This is a genomic window from Microbacterium sp. LCT-H2 (genome assembly GCF_001866135.1).
In the GTDB taxonomy this organism is placed as follows: domain Bacteria; phylum Actinomycetota; class Actinomycetes; order Actinomycetales; family Microbacteriaceae; genus Microbacterium.
On sequence record NZ_MODW01000009.1, the window covers coordinates 12,615 to 29,527 of the forward strand.

The window sequence follows — 16,913 nt, forward strand, 5'->3', positions numbered from 1 at the left end:
ACGCTACGACCGTCGGGCCGAGATGAGGAAGGCGTTGACAAACGCCTTCGCAGCTCACTCGCCGTCGCGGCGCGGGAGGCGGATGGGCGTGGTGGCCGCCGTCTTCTCCGTGTAGTCGACCGGCTCGACGGGCTGCACGACCCGCAGCGGCCGCGTCTCGTCGAGCGTCAGCCGGAAGCGGCTGCTCTCCTCACGGCGCAGCCTCCCCGACGTCAGCACCCAGGTCACGCCGATCGCGCACGCGATGAAGCCGGCGGTGCCGCCGAGCATGATGGCGGCACGAGGACCGAACGCGTCGGCGACCCAGCCGGCGATCGGCGCGCCGACCGGAGTCGATCCCATGATGACGGCCATGTAGAGGGCGAGCACGCGCCCGCGCAGTGCCGGATCGGTCGTGATCTGCACGTAGCCGTTGGCCGTGGTCAGCAGCGTCACGATCATGAAGCCGGTGAACGTGAGCGTGACGGCATAGGAGAGGTACGTGGGCATCGCGGCCGAGACGAAGGCCGCGATCCCGAAGCCGCCCGCCGCGAGGATCACCACGCGCACCCTCGCCCGGTCCCGACGCGCGGCGAGGAGGGCGCCGATCAGGGACCCGATCGCGAGCACCGAGCTCAGAACCCCGTACCCGTCGGCGCCGGCTCCGAACTCCAGCGCCATGGTCGAGGCGAAGATCGGGAAGTTCATGCCGAACGCGCCGATGAGGAACACCGTCACGAACACGACCTTGAGGTCGCTTCGCGCCCAGACGTAGCGGAAACCCTCGGCGAGACCACCGCTGCTGCGGTTCTTCGGACGCGGCGCGAGCAGGTGCGTGCGCATGAGCAGCAGCGCGACGATCATGGCGAGGAAGGTCGCGGCGTTGACGATGAACACCCAGCCGGAGCCGATCGCGACGATGAGCAGGCCGCCGACCGCGGGGCCGATCATGCGGGCGAGGTTGAAGGAGGCGGAGTTGAGCGCCACGGCGTTGGAGGTCTCCGTGGCGGACACCATGTCCGACACGAAGGCCTGTCGCGCGGGGGCGTCGAAGGCGTTGACGATGCCGAATCCGAGGGCGAACGCGAACATCATCGGCAGGGTCATCACCCCGGCGAGCAGCAGGGAGCCCACGGCGATCGCGAGGGCGAGGAGCGCGCCCTGCGTGGTCAGGAGGATCCTCCGCCGGTCGAAGCGATCCGCGACCCAGCCGGTCAGGCTCACGAGCACCAGGGGTGGGCCGAACTGCAGCGCCATGGTGACGCCCATCGCGGTCGCGTCGTTGTCGGTGAGCTCGGTCAGCACCACCCAGTCCTGCGCGGTGGCCTGCATCCACCCGCCGACGTTCGACACGAGGGCTCCGGCGAACCAGATCCGGTAGTTGATGTTCGCGAAGGAGCGGAACATGGCGCTCATCGCTCCACCACCCTCCGCATCAGGGCGCTCGCTTCTCGCAGCGTCGCCAGCTCCGCTTCGGTGTAGTCGACCTCGCGGAGCATGTCGGCCAGCAGCACGTCGCGGCGGCGGATGGTCTCGACGACGATCTCGACCCCGGCGGGGGTGATGTCCACCTGCACGCGGCGGCGGTCGTCCTCGTCAGGGGTGCGGGCGACATAGCCCTGCTCCTCCAGGCCGTTCACGATGCTCGTCATCGAGGGGGCGGTCACGCGCTCGCGCTCGGCGAGGGTGGAGATCGTGCGCCGACCGTTCATGCGGAGGTCGGCGAGGACGGCGAGCTGGGTGTCGCTCATCATGTCGGCGGCACGGGCGCAGCGGAGCCGGCGGGCGAGCCGGAACGTGGCCATGCGGAGGTCTGTGGCGGTGAGGTGCAGGGAATCATCGGACGCAGACATACTTAGTTAGTCTATCTAATATTTCTGGCCCGGGGGCGGCCAGGGGCGGGGCACCGGGCACAATGGAGGGGTGACCCGAACCATCCCCCTCGAAATCGCCGTCCAGGATCCCGCCGGAGTGCGCATCGCCGCTGAGGTCGGCGCCGCGCGCGTCGAACTCGCCACGGCCCTCGCGCTGGGTGGGCTCACCCCGTCGCCGGCCACCCTGGAGCTCGCGCTCGAAGCCGCGGGGGTGAAGGGCCCCGAGGTGCACGTCCTCATCCGTCCGCGCGCCGGCGGCTTCCACTACAGCGCCGACGAGCTGGCCGTCGCCGAACGGGACGTGCGGCACGCGGTCGCGGCGGGGGCCGCAGGAGTGGTGATCGGCGCGCTCGACGGCGAGGGGCAGCTGGATCGCGACGCCATGGCGCGGCTCCGGGATGCGGCCGGGGGAGCTCCGGCGACGCTGCACCGCGCGATCGACGTGACCGCCGACCCGGTGGCGACCCTGCGGGCTGCGAGGGAGCTCGGGCTCCGGCGCGTGCTCACCTCCGGAGGGGCGTCCGCCGCGATCGACGGCATCGACACCCTGCGCGCGCTGGTCGCCGCAGCCGAGGGGCAGATCGAGGTGATGGCCGGCAGCGGCGTCGACGTCGCGAGCGCTCCGGTGCTCGCCCGGGCCGGTGTGGACGCCCTCCACTTCTCCGCGAAGCGGGCCGTGACCGAAGACGGCGGCGTGCGCATGGGCTCCGCCTCCGACGGGGTCGGCGGCTACGAGGTGACGGATCGCGACATCGCCTTCGCCATCCGCGACGCCATCCGCGGCGCCCTCGCGGAGACCGACCGGTAAGGCAGGATCATGACCGAGACCCGCGAGTACACCGACAGCCACGGCATCGCCATCGTCTACGACGTCCACCCGGCGGAGGGCACGCCCCGCGGCGTCGTCCAGCTCCTGCACGGGGTGGGCGAGCACGCGGGACGGTATCCGGCGCTGATCGCCGCGCTCACCGGAGCCGGGTTCACCGTCTATGCCGACGACCATCGCGGGCACGGACGCACCGGTATGCGCCAGCACGGCGACCCCGCCCGGCTCGGACGGCTCGGCCCCGGCGGACTCCGGGCGGCCAAGGACGCGGTCTGGCAGCTGACCGGCATCATCCGTGACGAGAATCCCGACCTCCCGCTCGTGCTCCTCGGGCACTCGTGGGGGTCGTTCCTCGCGCAGATGCTGGTGAACGAGCACGCGGAGGCCTTCGATGCGGTCATCCTGTCCGGCTCGGCGCTGCGGACGCCCCGCTCCCTGAACCCGGCGCCGCTGAACGCCGCGTGGGCTGCCGACGACGCGACCGGATACGAGTGGCTGAGCCGCGACCCCGCGGTGTGGAAGGCCTTCGAGGAAGACCCGCTCACGACGGGGGTGCCGCTGCTCAAACTCTTCGGCCTGCTCGACGCGGCGCGACTCTACGGACGCCCGGCGAAGCACCTCGCGCGCGACGTTCCGATGCTTCTCCTCGTCGGCCGTGACGATCCGGTCGGCGGTCCCCGCAGCGTCCACAAGCTCGCCGACGCGTACCGCCGACGCTCCGGGCTCACTGACGTCACGACCCTCGTCTACCCCGACGCCCGGCACGAGATCTTCCAGGAGCTTCAGCAGGACGAGGTGCGCGCCGACGTCCTCGCGTGGCTCGACGCCCACATCCCCGCCCGCTGACCCCCGCCCCGGCCCGTTCCGGGTCCAGGTCCAGTTCCGGTCCGTTCCGGGTCCAGGTCCAGTTCCGGTCCGGGATCACTTTCGCCCCTTCCGCCGCTCCCGCGGGATCACTTTGGTTCCCGGAACACGTCCCAGAGGCGCGTTCTTGCACTCGCGAGGAGTGTGCGGGCGTCGGCGTGCGTCGAGGAGGCGGCGTCCGCGGCGGCGTATCGGGATCGCTTTCGCGCCTCCGGCCATCCCGCGGGATCACTTTCGTGCCGCCGGCCATCTCGCGGGATCATTTTCGGGCCTGGGGCGGGCTGCGAAAGGACGTTTTCGAACGCGCACGGTGAGCTGGTGCGTTGGCGCCCGCGCGCATCGTCGGGATCACTCGCGCCTCACCCGCTCCGGGATCACTTTCGTGCTTCCCTCCGATCCTGCGGGATCATTTCCGGACCTGGGGCGGGCGGTGGGAGAGCGTTCTCGAACACACGCGGTGAGCGGGTACGCCGGTGGTCGCGCCGCTGATCGGGCGGTGGTGGTGAGTTCGGAGCGTGCGCGTGCCGGAGGACCGCGCGGTGGCGGGATCAGGAACGGCTGGGGGACGGGATGGCGGGTGCGGTTTTGATCCCGAGGGAGGTGTGTGGCGGGCGTGTCCGGGTGGCGGGGGACTGTGACGCGGGATGACGCGGGGTGAAGGCGTGTGACGGACGGGGATCGCGGGCGACGGGGGCAGCCCTAGATTCGGGGCACATCCGCACGAGCGAGGGGGAGGGCCCGCGGCGATGAGCTTCCTGACGGACTGGCACGAGTGGCATGCGGCGCGCGAGCGCTATGCGGGGTCGGAGTACGGGCCGTCCGCGCTGGAGTCGACGAACTGGCTGATCACCGAGCCCGCGGCGGTCGACGGCGTGCCCGGGCTCTGGGCCCTCACCGGGGACGGCGGCATCCGCGGCAGCGAACTCGGACCGTCGGGGTCGGTCGTCACCCTCCGCGGCACCCAGACCCTGCGTCTCGGGCGGCGGGAGCTGCGTGTGTTCGACCGCAACGGACTGCTGGCGCTCCGCGTCTGGAACCCCGCCCGTCCGCAGCGGGAGTGGTTCACGGCGATCGACGCCTACGCCCCCGACGAACGATGGCGGATCCCGGCCACGTTCGAGTCCGCGCCGGACGAGCGGATCGTCGTCACGGCGGTGGACGGCGAGGAGCGCGAGACCCCGATCGCCGGGCGCCTGCGGTTCGAGCTCGCCGGTGCCCCGCATGAGCTCACGGTCACCCGCGGCGGGAGCGGAGCGCTGAGCGCGGTCTTCGCCGATGGGACGAACGGGCTGGAGACGTACCGGTTCCGGTTCCTCCCGGTCGACGAGCCCGGTGCCGACGGGTCCGCCGTGATCGACTTCAACCGGGCGTATCTGCCGCCCTGCGCTTTCTCGGACCAGTTCATCTGTCCCCTGCCCACGCCCGGCAACCGCTACTCCACGCCGATCAGGGCCGGGGAGCGGGTGGTCGTGCTCGGCGGCTGACCACGGCGGCAGCACGCGCCTTAAGCTGGATCCGTGCACGGAGAATACAAGGTTCCTGGGGGCAAGCTCGTCGTCGTCGACCTCGAGGTCGAGAACGACCGGATCGCGCGGTTCCGGCTCGCCGGGGACTTCTTCCTCGAACCGGACTCCGCGCTCGACGACATCAACGCGGCCGTCGAGGGACTCCCCGCCGAGTCCGACGCCACGGCCATCGCCGCTGCCGTCCGCGGCGCCCTTCCCGAGGGGGCGCAGCTGCTCGGCTTCAGCCCCGAGGCCGTGGGCACCGCCGTGCGTCGCGCGCTGGTCACCGCACCCGGATGGCGCGACTTCGACTGGGAGATCGTCCATGAGAAGGCGGTCTCGCCGCGCATGAACCTCGCCCTCGACGAGGTGCTCACCTCCCGCGTCGGCGAGGGGCGTCGGCGTCCGACGCTGCGCATCTGGGAATGGGACGAGTCGGCCGTCGTCATCGGCTCCTTCCAGTCGTACCGCAACGAGGTCGACCCCGAGGGCGCCGCGAAGCACGGCTTCGACGTCGTCCGCCGCATCTCGGGCGGCGGTGCGATGCTCATGGCCGCGGGGCAGATCATCACCTACTCGCTCTACGTGCCGGCCTCGCTCGTGGCGGGCATGACCTTCGCCGACTCCTACGCGTTCCTCGACGACTGGGTGCTGCAGGCGCTCCGGTCGCTCGGCATCGACGCCGTCTACCAGCCGCTCAACGACATCGCGAGCCCGACCGGCAAGATCGGCGGCGCCGCGCAGAAGCGCCTCGCGAACGGGGGTGTGCTGCACCACGCCACCCTCTCCTACGACATCGACGGCCAGATGATGACCGAGGTGCTGCGGATCGGCCGCGAGAAGCTCAGCGACAAGGGCACGACCTCGGCGGCCAAGCGCGTCGACCCGCTGCGGAGCCAGACCGGGCTGGAGCGCGCCGAGATCATCGAGCGCTTCAAGGACACGTTCCGCTCGCTCACCTCCGCCGAGGACGGCGGCATCACGCCGGACGAGTACGCCGATGCCCAGGCGCTGGTGGAGTCGAAGTTCTCGACCGACGCGTGGCTGCACCGGGTTCCGTGAGCCGTTCGACAAGCTCAAGCCCTTCGACAGGCTCGGGGGCCCAGGGCCTGGGGCGGGTGTCGGTGATCGAGGGGGACAACCTCGCGGTCGCAGCGACTCTGCCGTCCGCATCCTTCACACTCGTCTACCTCGACCCGCCCTTCAACACCGGGCGGGTGCGGGAGCGGCAGGTGGTCACCGCCCGCCGCACGTTCACAACTCCGGAAGAATCGGCGGATCCGGACGGGTGCAGCCCCCAACCGGCCGAAAGCGCGTCGGATCTCCTGAGTTCTGAACACGCGGTCGGCGAGCCCGAGGTGCGGCACGGCTTCCACGGGCACCGGTATGAGCGGGTGCGCGGCATGCTGCGCGCGTACGACGACAGCTTCGACGACTACGGCGCCTTCCTCATGCCGCGGCTGGAAGAGGCCTGGCGGCTGCTCGCCGACGACGGCACCCTGTACCTGCACCTGGACTACCGCGAGGCGCACTACGCGAAGGTCATGCTCGACGCGGTGTTCGGCCGGGACTGCTTCCTCAACGAGCTCATCTGGGCGTACGACTACGGCGCGAAGTCCCGGCGGCGGTGGCCCACCAAGCACGACACGATCCTGGTGTACGTGAAGAACCCGCGGACGTACGTGTTCAACTCCGACGACGTCGACCGGGAGCCGTACATGGCGCCGGGCCTTGTGACCACGGAGAAGGCCGCACGCGGCAAGCTCCCGACCGACGTGTGGTGGCACACGATCGTCCCGACCACCGGACGCGAGAAGACGGGATATCCGACGCAGAAGCCGGAGGGCGTCCTGCGGCGTATCGTGAGCGCGTCGAGCCGGCCGGGTGACCGGGTGCTCGACCTCTTCGCGGGCAGCGGCACGACCGGAGCCGTGGCTTCCGCACTCGGTCGGGAGGCGGTGCTCGTGGACGACAATCCGGAGGCGGTGCGGGTCATGGCTGCGCGCATCCCACACGCGGAGGTCCGTCTGGCCTGAACGGGACGCGCTCGGCGGAGGCGTCAGATCCCGATCGAGACCTTCCGGAGCGTCGCGGTCACCGTCCAGAACGTGCGCATGCCGGCGGTGAGCCGCATCACCGACCCGGGTCCGAGCTCCACCGGAGGGAGTGCGGGTGCGGTGAACGTCACGGTCGCGCGACCGGAGAGCACGACGAACACCTCGTCCTCCTCGACGTCCACCGCGGTGCCCGGCGTCATCTCCCAGACGCCGATCTCGATGCCTCCTGCGTCGTCGAGCACCGAGTACGCCGTGGTCGGCGCGCCGTCGCGGACGTCCTCGTCGGGCAGCGGGGTGTGCGTCAGCGCGAGGCGTCCGGCGTCGACGACGGCCCCCGGGGCGAGCGCGGTCACGAGTCGAAGCCCATGCCGAGCGCGTCGAGCGTCTTCAGGAACAGGTTGCGGCGCCCTTCGTTGTGGTCGGCCTTGTCCATCGCGGCGCGGACGAGGTTGATGCCGACGGACGCGGCCGGCTCCGGCGGGAACGGGATCGGCTTCTCGCGCACCATCCGCAGCTGCGTGCGCTCGGTCTCCTCGCCGGCGAGTTTGTCGAGCATGACGTCGGCGGCGAACCGGGCGGCGCCGACCCCGAGGCCGGTGAACCCTGTGGCGTAGGCGACCCGGCCGCCGCGGGCGGTGCCGAAGAACGCGCAGAACCGGCTCGACGAGTCGATCGCGCCGGCCCAGCGGTGCGTGAAGCGGAGGCCGGCGAGCTGCGGGAAGGTGGTGAAGAAGTGCGAGGCCAGCCGCCGGTGGCTCTCCATCCGATCCTCGTAGGCGGGGCGCACCTTGCCGCCGAAGTGGTAGACCGCGTCGTAGCCGCCGAACAGGATCCGGTCGTCGGCGGTGAGGCGGTAGTAGTGGAACTGGTTGGCGCTGTCGGCGAGTCCCTGGCGGTTCCGCCAGCCGATGGACGCGAGTTGCTCCGCCGACAGCGGCTCCGTCATCAACACGTAGTCGTACACAGGCACCGTCATGAGGCGGTTGCGCTTCAGGAGCGAGGGGAACACGTTCGTCGCGAGCGCCACGGCATCGGCGGTTACCCGGCCGTGCTCCGTGACGAGGGTCACCGGGCCGGAGTCCGCGCCCTCGATCCGCCGGACGAGGCTGTGCTCGTGGATCTCCACGCCGAGCTCGACGGCCACCCGAGCGAGCTCCAGGCCCAGCTTCGCGGGGTGCACGAGGGCGCTGCCCTCCCGGTCCCACGCGCCGGCGAGGAACGTGGGGGAGTGGACCTCCGCCTGCACCGCCTCCCGGTCGAGGAAGCCCTCCTCCTCGCGCAGCCACTCGACCTGATGCGGCTCCACGGCGACCGCGAGCTGGCCCGTCCGTTCGAACTCGGCATCCATGTCGTACCGCCGCACGGTCTCGGCGATGCCGTCGAGGTTCTCGTGGCCCAGCTCCTCCAGCCGGTCGATCTCCTCGGGCCAGCGGTTCACGCCGTTCTCGTGGCCGTGGGTGAGGCTGGACTCGCAGAAGCCGCCGTTGCGCCCGGACGCCGCCCAGGCCACGCGGGACGCCTCCAGGAGGACCACCTTCCGCTCCGGATCCCGCTCCTTCGCGCGCACGGCCGTCCAGAGTCCGGTGTAGCCGCCGCCGACGACCACGAGGTCCGTGTGCACGGTGCCGCGCAGCGGCGGATGCGAGGGGCGCTCGACGTCGTCGAGCCAGAAGACCGACAGGGCCGTGTCGCGCAGGGCGTCGTCGACGACGGACTGCGGAGGACGCCGGCGTTCGAAGACCGTGGTGCCCATGTTCACTCCGATGCGAGGGGAGCGCGTCAGCGCGTTCCCCAGTTGTAGAGGTCTTTGTAGAGGCCGGCGTAGAGCAGGCTCTCCGTCTGGATGATGCCGGGGATGGTGCGGATGCGGGTGGCGATGAGGTCGAGCAGATGGTCGTCGTCCTCGCACACCGCCTCGACGAGGATGTCGAACGTCCCGAGGGTGACGACGACGTACGCGAGCTCGGGGATCGCCGTGAGCTCCTCCGCGATCGCGCGGGGGTCGCCGGACACCCGGATGCCGATCATCGACATGCGGTGGAAGCCGAGTTGCAGCGGGTCGGTCACGGCGACGATCTGGATCAGGCCCGATTCGGTCAGCCGCTGCACCCGTTGGCGGGCCGCGGCCTCGCTGAGCCCCACCTCGCGGGCGATCTCCGCGTAGGGACGTCGCCCGTCCTCCTGCAGCAGTTCGACGATGCGCTTCGAGATATCGTCGAGGGCGGGGGGAGGCGTCTTCGGACTCATGTACCGATCGTGACATTCCGATGGGCCTTGCGCAACTGAATCCGTCGATCACTGGCCGAAAAGCTACAGATTCCGTGTCCGGATGGCTACCATGGCGCTATGTCCTCACCGTCGACGATGACCGTGCCCCTGCAGAACTTCATCGGCGGCCGCGCCGTCACGGCAGCCGGGAGCGGCCGCCTGCCCCTCATCGATCCGGTGACGGAGGAAACCTACGGCGAGATCCCGATCTCCGACCGCACCGACGTGGATGCCGCGTACGCCGCGGCCGCGGCGGCATTCCCGATCTGGAGGGACACCCCGCCGTCCGCGCGCCAGCTCGCGCTGTTCCGCATCGCCGAGGACATGGCCGCGCGGGCCGAGGAGTTCGCCGACCTCGAATCGAAGGACACCGGCAAGCCGAGGGCGACGCTCGTCGCCGATGAGATCCTGCAGTCGGTGGACCAGCTGCGGTTCTTCGCCGGCGCCGCGCGGAGCCTCGAGGGTCGAGCCGCCGCGGAGTACCTCCCCGGGCACACCTCCTTCGTGCGCCGGGAGCCGATCGGCGTGATCGGGCAGGTGACGCCGTGGAACTACCCCCTGAACATGGCGGTGTGGAAGATCGCTCCCGCGCTCGCGGCCGGCAACGCCGTCGTGCTGAAGCCGGCGGAGTCCACGCCGCTCACCACGCTGCTGCTCGCCGAGATCGTCGCCGCGCACACCCCCGCCGGCACCCTCAACGTCGTGCTCGGCGATCGCGAGACCGGAGCGGCCCTCGTCGAGCATCCGACGCCGCAGATGGTGGCCATCACCGGCTCGGTGCGGGCGGGCATGGCCGTGGCCCGCTCCGCGGCCGAGGACGTCAAGCGCGTGCACCTGGAGCTCGGCGGCAAGGCGCCCGCGATCGTCTTCCCTGATGCGTCGATCGAGAAGGCGGTCGATGGCATCGTCACCGGTGCCTTCTTCAACGCGGGGCAGGACTGCACCGCCGCGACCCGGGTGCTCGTGCACGCGTCGGTGCACGACGAGCTCGTCGCCGCACTGGTGGAGCGGACCCGCACGCACGCGCGGACCGGGGCGCCGGAGGAAGAGGGTGTGCTGTACGGGCCGCTGAGCAGCGCGGCCCAGCTCGCGCAGGTGCAGGGCTTCGTCGACCGGCTTCCCGCGCATGCGACGGTCGCGACGGGCGGGGCGCGGCAGGGCGACCGTGGCTACTTCTGGGAGGCGACCGTCGTGACCGGCGTGCAGCAGCACGACGAGGTCGTGCAGAGGGAGATCTTCGGACCCGTGCTCACCGTCCAGGCCTTCGACACCGAGGAGGTGGCGCTCGCGATGGCGAACGACGTGCCGTACGCGCTCGCCGCGTCGGTGTGGACGCGGGATCACGCTCGCGCCATGCGCTTCTCCCGCGATCTCGACTTCGGGTGCGTGTGGATCAACACCCACATCCCATTCGTGTCGGACATGCCGCACGGCGGGTTCAAGCACTCCGGATACGGGAAGGACCTGTCGCAGTACGGCTTCGACGACTACACCCGGATCAAGCACGTGATGAGCGCGCTGGACTGACGACGGGACCGCTCAGCGCGGGGTGAGGTGCTTGACGCGGCGGTGCTCCCGGAGCGTGAACTGCGGGCGCTGGTCGATCTTCGTGGCCCCGTCGAGCTCCCACCCGTGCCGGGCGTAGAAGCCGTCGGCGCGGTCGTTGCCGTCGAGGACCCAGAGGTAGGCGCGGGTGTGGCCGGCGTCGATCATGCGCTGCTCGGCGGCGTCGAGGAGGGCGTGCCCCGCGCCCGTCGACCACGCGGTGGGATCGGCGTAGATGCCGTACAGCTCCGCATCGTCCAGTCCGTCGGGGTCGCGGCCGGAGCCGGACGAGGCCCAGCCGACGACGGTGCCGTCGCGCTCGGCCACCAGGGTTCCGAGGCTCGTGGGCAGCGGGTCGGCGAAGATGCGGCGCCACCCGTCGGCGCGCTCCGAGACGGACAGCCCGTCCAGCACCTCCTGGTCGATGAGGCCCTCGTAGGCCGCCTGCCACGACCGCACGTGCACTCTCGCCACGGCCTCGGCATCGTCGGCGACGGCGTCTCGGATCACCAGGGGCGTCATCCCTCCACTCTATGCACGCCCGCCGACGTCCTTCCGACACCTCCCGTCCCTTCCTCCTTCGGTCACCGGGTCACACCTGCACGACCTGGGTACGTCTGTGGGACCCAAACCCGTGTTCCGTCCTGCAACCGTGCCCGGGTCGTGCAAGCGACACAGCCGGAGAGGACGGGTCGACGGGTGCGACGCGATGTGGCAGGCTGGCGGGCACCGACTCCGCACGAGAATCGACCCTCAGAGGTTCCGCCGCATGTCACGACCCCTCGCAGGACCGCAGACCCTGCTCCGTACACTCAACGGCCGCGCGATCCTGGAACGCCTGGCCCGGAGCGGACCGCAGACCCGGTCCGAGCTCATGGCGGCGACCGGCCTCTCCCGCACGGCCGTGACCCAGGTGCTGCGGATGCTCGATGCCGCGGGAGCCGTCACCGCAGCCGGGGTCGACCGCGACACCCGCGGACCGGCGGCCGGCCGCGTCGCGCTGCACCCGGCCCTCGGCTTCGCGGCCGCCGTGCACGTGGATCATCACGCCGCCCACGTCGTCCTCGTCGACGCCAGCGGCACCGTCAGGGCCGAACGGCACGGAGCCTTCCCTCCGGGCGAGGACCGGGTCGCGCACATCGCCGCCCTCGTCGCGGCCTGCCGGCGATCCGTGAAGGGCGCGCTCCACCTCGCCGTCGTCGGAGTGCCCGGGATCGTGGCCGCCGACGGTGCGATCCGCGACGACCAGGGGCCGGACGGCGGCGCCTTCCGCTCGGCTCTCGTGGCCGCCCTCGACTGCCCGGTCCGCGTCGAGAACGACGTCAACCTCGCCGCGCTCGCCGAGTCGACCGCCGGCGTCGGCATCGACCTCGCGAGCTTCGCGCTCCTGCTGCTCGACGACGACCTCGGAGCCGGCATCGTGATCGACGGGACGCTGCATCGCGGGTTCTCCGGTGTGGCGGGCGAGGTGATGTACCTCCCGCAGACGCCGGTGCCCATCGGCGCCCCCGTCGCGGGCGCCACGGTGGTGCGCGACCTCGCCCTCGGCCTGGGGCTGGATGTCGACGCGCCGTTCCTCGCCCACCTGGAGGCGGCACAGCGTGGCGACGAGGCGGCGCAGGCGCTCGTCGCCGAGATCGGACGCCGGCTCTTCCTCGCGGCGGGCAGCGTCGCCCTCGTGCTCGATCCCGAGGCCTTCATCCTCGGCGGGGAGGCGGTGCACCCGGCGCTCCTGGACGCGATCGAACGGGTCGCGGACGAGTTCTCCGCGCAGCTGCCGCTCCGGTTCCTCGCCTCGGCGTTCGGGCCGGAGGCGCCGCTCGTCGGAGCCGTCGGGGAGGCGGCCTCCGCGCTCCGTGCCGACGTCTTCACCCGGATCCTCACCCCCTCCCGCGCAGCCGCCGCCGGCCGCTGACCGCCCGCCCGACAGGACACGCCATGACCGCCTCCTCCGCCCTCGCCGACCGACTCGGACTGCCGTCCGGTGCCAGGGCGGTCATCCTCAACGCCGACGACTTCGGGATGTGCCATGCCGCGAACGCCGCGATCTCGGGGCTCCTTCTCCGCGAACGGATCGACTCGGCGACGGTGATGGTGCCCTGCGCCTGGTCCCCGGAAGCGCTCGCTTTCGCTGCCGCGCACCCGGACCTCGACGTGGGCGTGCACCTCGTGCTCACGAGCGAGTGGCGTCGGTACCGGTGGCGTCCGCTCACTGGGGCCTCGACCCTCGTCGACGCCGACGGCTTCTTCCCCGCCGACGTCGCGACGGTGGAGCAGCGCGCCTCCGAAGCGGACGTCGCGGCCGAGATCGCCGCCCAGCTGCAGACCGCGCTCGATGCCGGTGTTGACGTGACCCACCTCGACAACCACATGGGCTCCGTCTACGGGCTGCTGACCGGCCGTGACTTCCTGCGCGCCGTCTTCGAGCTCGCCGCCCGACAGGGCCTCCCCTTCCGCCTGCCCCGCGAGATGGAGGGGGCGGACGCCGATCCGATGCTGCAGGCGAAGCTCACCGAAGCCGCGGCGGTGGCCGATGCGTTCGGGGTGGAGATCGTCGACCGGCTGTGGACGCACCCGTTCGAGCTGCGCGGCGAGGGCACCGCCGACGAGGAGTCGTACGAGCAGGTCCGAGACGGCTTCCTCGCGGTGCTGCGCGCCGTCCCGCCCGGGGTCACCGAGATCTACCTGCACCCGATGGCCGATGGCGAGGAGCTGCGCGCCGCGGTGGACTTCGCGGCGGCCAAACGCGGCTATGAGCTGCGGCTGCTCGACGACCCGCTCGTGCAGCAGACGATCGCCGAGGAGGGCCTGGTCCGCGTCGGCTGGCGCGCGCTACGGGAGCTGCAGCGCGGAGACACCCGGTGACGGCGCTCGGCGAACGGCTGCGCGACCGCCGTCTCGACGCCGCTCCCACCCGCTCCCAGACCATCGCCTTCGGGGCCTCGGGGTTCCCGACGCAGCTGATGACGCAGACGTTCTCGGCGTTCGTCGTGTACTTCTACGTCTCGCACCTCGCCGTCCCCGCCGGGTGGGTGGCGGCCGCGATGATCGCACACGGCATCCTCAACGCAGCGCTCAACCCGGTCGTCGGAGCGCTCTCGGACCGGATCCGCACGCCGTGGGGCCGCCGCATCCCGTGGATCGGGCTCGGCATCGTGCCGCTCGTCGTGGCCTTCGCCCTCGTCTGGATGCCGCCCGCGCTCCCGGCGGCCGGGCTCATCGTGTGGTTCCTCGTAGTCGTCGCGGTGTACGACATCGCCTTCGTCGTGGTGGTGCTGAACATCTCCGCGCTGTTCCCGGAGATCTTCCGGACCACGGAGGAGCGCGCCCGCGGGAACGTGCCGCGGCAGATCTTCGCGATCCTCGGCATGGTGCTCGGCACGGCCGGAGCTCCCGCGCTCTACGACGCGATCGGCTGGCCGGGGATGGCGCTCGTGCTGTCCGGCGTCTGTCTCGTGCTGCTCGCCTGGTCGTTCCTCGGCGGGATGATCGAGCGCCGGGTACCGGAGGCCGCCTCCGAGGCGATGCGCTGGCGGGACCAGCTCGTCTACACGTTCCGCAACCGCGCCTTCGTGCCGTACGTGCTGGGCTCGCTCTGCGTGCAGACCTCGATCGCCGTGATCCTCGCCGCCGTGCCGTTCTACGTCCGCTACTCGCTGGGGGCGGCCGAGGGGGAGGGGAGCCTGCTGCTCGGCGCCATCTTCCTCACGGCCATCCCGTCGATCGTGCTGTGGAGCGCGGTGGTCCGGCGCACCTCCCCGCGCACGGCGCTGCTGTGGAGCGTCGCGGTCTTCGGGGTCGCGGTGCTCGGCTACCTCCTCCCGACGTCCGTGGGGGCGGCGGCTCTCGTCGGGATCGCGGTGGGGGTCGGCGTCGGCGGGCTGCTGCAGCTCCTCGAGGTCGTGCTCGCCCAGATCATCGACGACGATGCGCACCGCACGGGCCACCGCCGCGAGGGCGCCTACTTCGGCGTGAACGGCTTCGTCGTCCGCGGCTCCGTCGTCCTCCAGGCGATCGTCGCCGCGGCCGTGCTGACCGCGACCGGCTTCGACGCCGAGCTCGGCGACGCGCAGCCGGAGGCCGTCGACGGCGGCATCCGGCTCATGCTGGCGGTCATTCCCCTGGCCTTCACCGCCGTCGGATGGCTGTGCTTCTGGGTCTACCCGCTCCGTGCACGGGACGTCTGAGCGTCGCGGAAGGGAGAACAGGGGGCGACCCTGCCGAGGGGCCGCCCCGAGTGCTCACCAGAGCTCGGTGCTGTACGGACGCGCCCACAGCGCGACCGTGAGGGTGACGGCCTTGAGCCAGGCGTCGAGCATCTCCTGCACATCATCCTCCCCGGTGCCGCCGTTCCTGAGGAACGGGCGGATGGTCAGCGTGATCGGGGTGATGAAGCCGATGAGATCGCGGAGGGGGATGTACGCCGAGGTGGACGCCACGCCGTCCGTGCGGTTCTTGCCGCTGGGGTGATGGCGTCGGCCGATCTCCTCCTGGTAGGCGAGCCACGTCTCGTCGTAGGGACGGTTGCACAGGTCGTCGATCCACCGGGCGAAGCGGCGGCGGACGGCTCCGAGGTAAGCGGGATCCGGGGTGCCATCTTCTCCGGCGAACGTGGCGACGAGGTGCGGGTGCGCACCCACGAAGCCGTACCAGACGTCCAGGATGGCCTCGGTCTGGGGCACGAGGATGGCCCCGGCGCGGCGGAGGGCCTCCTCGTCGGCGCTCGACCAGAGCACCGAGGCCTTCAGGCGCTCAAGATCGGCGAGGGTGACGGGCGATGTCGGGATCCGGGGGTCAGCGTAGTCGTATCCGGCGGTGTGTTCGTGCACGAGGCGGTATCCATCTCTCGAAGGGCGGCGGATACCGCCTCCGTAGACGAGCGGAGCGCGGCACCCGTGGTGTGTCCCTCGACTCTGCCGCAGGAGAGCGGACGAAACAGCTCAGATCGACCGGACTTCGGTGCGGATCGTCCAGAGCTCCGCTCGTGTCAGACGGCGGCGGCGCGGCGAGCCTCCCAGCCCGTGCGCACCATCTCGTCGACCGTGTAGCGCATGGTCCAGTCGAGGTCGCGGGCCGCGAGCTCGCCGGTCGCCACGATCCGATCCGGGTCTCCGGGGCGCCGGGGGCCGATCTCCGGGGTGAAGTCGATGCCGGTGACGCGGGCGACCGCGTCCATGATCTGCTTCACGCTGAGGCCGTCGCCGGAGCCGAGGTTGTACGCGGGCTCGATCGGGGCGCCCGAGGCCAGGCGCTGTGCCGCGGCGACGTGGGCGGCGGCGATGTCGCCGACGTGCACGTAGTCGCGCACGTTCGTGCCGTCGGGGGTGTCGTAGTCGTCGCCGAAGATCTTGGGGGTGCGCCCCTCGATCAGCGCCTCGAAGACGATCGGGAAGAGGTTGTGCGGGCTGACGTCGTAGACCGTCGGGTCGGCCGAGCCCACGACGTTGAAGTACCGCAGCGAGGTGTGGCGCAGCGGGCGGTCGGAGTCGGCGGTGGCGATCGCCTGATCGCGGAGCAGCCATTCGCCGATGAGCTTCGACTCGCCGTAGGGGCTCGCGGGCCGCTTGGCGGTGTCTTCGACGACGAGGGAGACGTCCGGGGTGCCGAACACGGCCGCCGAAGACGAGAAGACGATGTTCGCGACACCCGCCGCCGCCATCGCCTCGAGGATGATCCGCGTCCCCTCGACGTTCTGGGCATAGGTGTGCAGCGGGCGCTGGACCGAGACGCCGGCGTACTTGTAGCCCGCCACATGGATCACGCCGTCCGCCTCGTGGGTGCGCAGCGTCTCCTCGACGAGCGCGCGGTCGAGGATGCTGCCCTGCACGAACGGCACGCCCTCCGGCACGAACGAGGCCACGCCGCTGGAGAGGTCGTCCAGCACGACGGGGGAGAGGCCGGCCTCCGCGAGAGTGCGGACGACGTGGGCACCGATGTAGCCGGCGCCGCCGGTGACGATCCAGGACATGCGTTCCTCTCCTGCCGCGGCGGTGGC

At 71.3% G+C, this 16,913-nt stretch carries 17 protein-coding genes; 9 read left to right on the forward strand and 8 right to left on the reverse strand.

The window, feature by feature from the left end; translation table 11 throughout:
- Positions 1-54 precede the first annotated feature (54 nt).
- Together BK819_RS15425 and BK819_RS15430 are read right to left on the reverse strand one after the other, a co-directional pair.
- Positions 55-1,386 carry an MFS transporter gene (locus BK819_RS15425; protein WP_071329967.1) on the reverse strand — a complete coding sequence of 444 codons (1,332 nt, stop codon included), beginning with the start codon at positions 1,384-1,386 and terminating at the stop codon, positions 55-57.
- Between the two features lie 5 nt (positions 1,387-1,391).
- Positions 1,392-1,832, reverse strand: a complete 441-nt coding sequence (locus BK819_RS15430; RefSeq protein WP_062636968.1) for a MarR family winged helix-turn-helix transcriptional regulator — start codon at positions 1,830-1,832, stop codon at positions 1,392-1,394.
- Positions 1,833-1,902: 70 nt separating this feature from the next.
- Here BK819_RS15430 and BK819_RS15435 point away from each other — a divergent pair, with 70 nt between their 5' ends.
- The 5 genes from BK819_RS15435 (at position 1,903) to BK819_RS15455 (ending at position 7,084) form a co-directional block, all read left to right on the forward strand.
- Positions 1,903-2,661 (forward strand): copper homeostasis protein CutC, encoded by a 759-nt coding sequence (locus tag BK819_RS15435; protein ID WP_071329913.1) that lies wholly within the window; start codon positions 1,903-1,905, stop codon positions 2,659-2,661.
- A 9-nt stretch (positions 2,662-2,670) separates the two neighbouring features.
- Entirely contained in the window at positions 2,671-3,525 is an 855-nt protein-coding gene (locus tag BK819_RS15440; RefSeq protein ID WP_071329914.1) for an alpha/beta fold hydrolase, read from the forward strand.
- A gap of 764 nt (positions 3,526-4,289) precedes the next feature.
- Complete coding sequence (locus tag BK819_RS15445; RefSeq protein ID WP_071329915.1) at positions 4,290-5,027, forward strand: DUF1684 domain-containing protein; 738 nt, start codon at positions 4,290-4,292, stop codon at positions 5,025-5,027.
- 33 nt (positions 5,028-5,060) lie between these two features.
- Positions 5,061-6,110, forward strand: coding sequence for a biotin/lipoate A/B protein ligase family protein (locus tag BK819_RS15450; protein WP_025105437.1), 1,050 nt, complete (start codon positions 5,061-5,063; stop codon positions 6,108-6,110).
- A 56-nt stretch (positions 6,111-6,166) separates the two neighbouring features.
- Positions 6,167-7,084, forward strand: coding sequence for a site-specific DNA-methyltransferase (locus BK819_RS15455; RefSeq protein WP_143049332.1), 918 nt, complete (start codon positions 6,167-6,169; stop codon positions 7,082-7,084).
- Positions 7,085-7,107: 23 nt separating this feature from the next.
- Here BK819_RS15455 and BK819_RS15460 read toward each other — a convergent pair whose 3' ends face one another.
- Genes BK819_RS15460 through BK819_RS15470 form a run of 3 tightly spaced genes read right to left on the reverse strand, consistent with a single transcriptional unit; the run spans position 7,108 to position 9,352 of the window.
- Positions 7,108-7,458 carry a cupin domain-containing protein gene (locus BK819_RS15460; RefSeq protein ID WP_071329916.1) on the reverse strand — a complete coding sequence of 117 codons (351 nt, stop codon included), beginning with the start codon at positions 7,456-7,458 and terminating at the stop codon, positions 7,108-7,110.
- The gene (locus tag BK819_RS15465) at positions 7,455-8,858 is read right to left on the reverse strand and encodes an FAD-binding oxidoreductase (RefSeq protein ID WP_071329917.1); all 1,404 of its coding nucleotides are present in this window, start codon (positions 8,856-8,858) and stop codon (positions 7,455-7,457) included. The genes BK819_RS15460 and BK819_RS15465 overlap by 4 nt, the downstream gene beginning before the upstream one ends.
- 26 nt (positions 8,859-8,884) lie before the next feature.
- Entirely contained in the window at positions 8,885-9,352 is a 468-nt protein-coding gene (locus BK819_RS15470; RefSeq protein WP_025105441.1) for an Lrp/AsnC family transcriptional regulator, read from the reverse strand.
- A gap of 99 nt (positions 9,353-9,451) precedes the next feature.
- On the opposite strand from BK819_RS15470, the gene BK819_RS15475 reads away from it, so the two are divergent.
- Positions 9,452-10,900 (forward strand): gamma-aminobutyraldehyde dehydrogenase, encoded by a 1,449-nt coding sequence (locus BK819_RS15475; RefSeq protein WP_071329918.1) that lies wholly within the window; start codon positions 9,452-9,454, stop codon positions 10,898-10,900.
- A gap of 12 nt (positions 10,901-10,912) precedes the next feature.
- Here the strand turns inward: BK819_RS15475 and BK819_RS15480 are convergent, their stop codons facing one another.
- A complete protein-coding gene (locus BK819_RS15480) occupies positions 10,913-11,440 on the reverse strand; it encodes a GNAT family N-acetyltransferase (RefSeq protein WP_071329919.1) in 528 nt (175 codons plus the stop codon).
- Between the two features lie 247 nt (positions 11,441-11,687).
- Here BK819_RS15480 and BK819_RS15485 point away from each other — a divergent pair, with 247 nt between their 5' ends.
- From BK819_RS15485 to BK819_RS15495, 3 genes are read left to right on the forward strand one after another with little or no spacing between them, the layout of a single operon-like run.
- Positions 11,688-12,833 carry an ROK family protein gene (locus BK819_RS15485; protein WP_071329920.1) on the forward strand — a complete coding sequence of 382 codons (1,146 nt, stop codon included), beginning with the start codon at positions 11,688-11,690 and terminating at the stop codon, positions 12,831-12,833.
- 23 nt (positions 12,834-12,856) lie between these two features.
- Positions 12,857-13,783 (forward strand): polysaccharide deacetylase family protein, encoded by a 927-nt coding sequence (locus BK819_RS15490; RefSeq protein ID WP_071329921.1) that lies wholly within the window; start codon positions 12,857-12,859, stop codon positions 13,781-13,783.
- A complete protein-coding gene (locus tag BK819_RS15495; protein ID WP_071329922.1) occupies positions 13,780-15,105 on the forward strand; it encodes an MFS transporter in 1,326 nt (441 codons plus the stop codon). The genes BK819_RS15490 and BK819_RS15495 overlap by 4 nt, the downstream gene beginning before the upstream one ends.
- A 54-nt stretch (positions 15,106-15,159) precedes the next feature.
- On the opposite strand, the gene BK819_RS15500 is transcribed toward BK819_RS15495, so the two are convergent.
- Together BK819_RS15500 and galE are read right to left on the reverse strand one after the other, a co-directional pair.
- Positions 15,160-15,747: a protoglobin domain-containing protein gene (locus BK819_RS15500; RefSeq protein ID WP_071329923.1), complete on the reverse strand. Its 588-nt coding sequence runs from the start codon at positions 15,745-15,747 to the stop codon at positions 15,160-15,162.
- 158 nt (positions 15,748-15,905) lie between these two features.
- Positions 15,906-16,886, reverse strand: coding sequence for a UDP-glucose 4-epimerase GalE (gene galE, locus BK819_RS15505; RefSeq protein WP_071329924.1), 981 nt, complete (start codon positions 16,884-16,886; stop codon positions 15,906-15,908).
- Positions 16,887-16,913 lie beyond the last annotated feature (27 nt).